The following is a 2146-nucleotide window of genomic DNA, read 5'->3' as shown; positions in this document are numbered from 1 at the left end:
TCCTGGCTGGTGGGCATCGACGGCGAGATGCGGGCCGAGGGCACGAAGCCCGATGGCCGCCCCTGGACCATCGCCCATGAAAAGCCCACGCCGGGGGAGCGGGAGATTCTCGGCGTGCTGGAGCTGTCCGGCGCCGCCGTCGCCACGTCCGGCAGCTATCGCCACCAAAGGCAGGTGGCGGGGCGGGCGGTCTCGCACACCATGGACCCGTTTCGCGGCGCACCGCTGGAGAACGACCTTGCCGCCGTCACCGTGCTCAGCGAGACCTGCATGGCGGCGGATGCCTGGGCCACCGCCTTGATGGTGCGCGGGGCGAGTGAGGGCCCGGCGCTCGCCCGCCGCCTCGGCCTCGCCGCGCTGTTCGTGCAGACCGATGGGAAGGTGGTGTCGACGTGGCCATGCAGGTAAGGATGATTGGGACGCGGAAGCACTCCAATACCGAGAAGGAAACGACCAAGGAGGGGCATGTGGCATCTTGAACGATACGGCATTTTGCCGTAAATGATGGGACAAAAGGAGGCCCTTATGCCAAAGCCCCAAGTTGAAGCCGAGACCGCCCGATTGGAAGCGCGTATCCCGGTCCATGTCTATGATCAGATTCAGCGCGCCGCTCGCCTGCGCGGCCTGACCCTGACCGGCTATCTCATCGCCACCGCTGGCGAGGACGCACGACGCGTTGTCGAGGACGCCGACATCATGCGCCTCGCGCGCGAGGACCAAATCCGCTTCGCCGAGGCACTGATCAATCCGCCCAAGCCGAACGAGCGGCTGGCCCGCGCGGCGAAACGCCATGCCGAGCTGATCGAACGCCGGTGAGCGTCCACTTCACCATCGAGCCGCTGGCGAAGGCGCACAAGCGGGCAGATTTCACCTGCGGCAACGACCGGATCGACAGCTACTTCCGCAAGGCCGTCTCGCAGGACGTGAAGAATAAATACGCCACCTGCTTCGTCGCCAGGGAGATCGCGACGGACCGGGTGGCGGGCTTCTACACCCTGTCGTCCAGCAACGTGCCGTTGAACGAGGTTCCCGAGCCGCTGGCGAAGAAGCTGCCGCGCTATCCGACCGTCCCGGCGGTGCTGATCGGCTGGCTTGGGCGGCATAGCGATTACGCCGGACATGGGCTTGGGGAAGCCCTGCTGTTCGACGCCATCAGAACCGTGGCGGCCGCGCCTATCGGAGCGCACGCTATCTTCGCCGACGCCATCGACGACAACGCAGCCGCTTTCTATGCCGTCTTTGGCTTCATGCATTTGGTCAAGCGGCCGCGCACCCTCTATCTGCCGATGGCGACGGCGCTGAGCCTGCTATCACCATGACGATCGCCTCCGCTCCTACGCCGTTTCCGCCCCGTGCCGCCGCGTGCAAGTATTTTTACGCCACGGCGCGCGGAGGCTTCCAGCGTAGAAAAAGGCTATTCTTTCAGCGGCCTCGTTCGGCGATTCTGGCGCAATGGCCAGACTTCGTAAGGAACGCCCGCCGACCGCATCCGAGCAGCTTGAACCGTTGCTCAGCTATCCTTGGCCCTTTCCGGGCCAACCGCCGTAACATGACCTCGCGACCTGGACCGTCACCGATGACTGGCCCGAGCATATCCCCGTCACGGAGGCCAAGGTGGACGTGTTCGAGGCGTGGTTCGGCGACCTCTTCGATGAGCTGTTCGGGCCATGCCGATGATTTGAAAAGGAGACATACGCCATGTGGAGCAGACAGCACCGGATGAACTCGCCGGCACCGAGGGTCATGACCTTCGCCTTGCCGTGGTGACGACAGTCCTTCCGGCGACAGCACGCGCAGGGGCAGGAAGAAGCCGGGGCGGCACGCGATCCAGCGCGTGCCATCGGGCGACGGGCCACCACCGGGCATGATGGCGCAGATTCTGGCCCCAAGTGTGGAGGACGGCGACAAGGCCAATCTCCGCGCCGAGATGCTTCGGATCGGCGCCGATGGTGCGCAGCGTCTCGGCCGCCGCTCTGAACAGGATGGCATAGACCGCCGCCTTGTTCTGGAACGCGATCACGGCCACCGGTGCCGGCAGCGTGAACACGACGTGGAAGTAGGTTACCGGGAGCAGCTCAGCCTGGCGTGCGGCCAACCGCTCTGCCCGAGCCGTTCCTTGGCACTTCGGACAGTGCCGGCTAGCTAG

3 protein-coding genes and 1 pseudogene are annotated in these 2146 nt (G+C 65.3%); 3 read left to right on the top strand and 1 reads right to left on the bottom strand.

The genetic code is table 11. From position 1 onward, the window contains the following. From K9U40_RS22710 to K9U40_RS22700, 3 genes are all read left to right on the top strand, one after another. Positions 1 to 408: FAD:protein FMN transferase (locus K9U40_RS22710; RefSeq protein WP_282892359.1), on the top strand; the 408-nt coding region annotated here is incomplete at its 5' end. A 117-nt stretch (positions 409 to 525) separates the two neighbouring features. Further along, entirely contained in the window at positions 526 to 816 is a 291-nt protein-coding gene (locus K9U40_RS22705; protein WP_282639124.1) for a DUF1778 domain-containing protein, read from the top strand. Further along, entirely contained in the window at positions 813 to 1319 is a 507-nt protein-coding gene (locus K9U40_RS22700; protein ID WP_282639123.1) for a GNAT family N-acetyltransferase, read from the top strand. Before K9U40_RS22705 ends, K9U40_RS22700 begins: the two co-directional genes overlap by 4 nt. 463 nt (positions 1320 to 1782) lie before the next feature. Here K9U40_RS22700 and K9U40_RS22695 read toward each other — a convergent pair. Continuing rightward, positions 1783 to 2146: pseudogene (locus K9U40_RS22695) on the bottom strand (IS91 family transposase); the annotation flags it as partial.

The organism is Xanthobacter autotrophicus (assembly GCF_030015065.1).
In the GTDB taxonomy this organism is placed as follows: Bacteria; Pseudomonadota; Alphaproteobacteria; order Rhizobiales; family Xanthobacteraceae; genus Xanthobacter; species Xanthobacter autotrophicus_D.
Note: the sequence above shows the minus strand (reverse complement) of the source record. Positions and strands in the feature narration are given on the sequence as shown.

Bases quoted from the DNA above. Each gene is read 5' to 3' on its own strand.
- K9U40_RS22705 (WP_282639124.1), top strand. From the start codon at position 526: ATGCCAAAGCCCCAAGTTGAAGCCGAGACCGCCCGATTGGAAGCGCGT.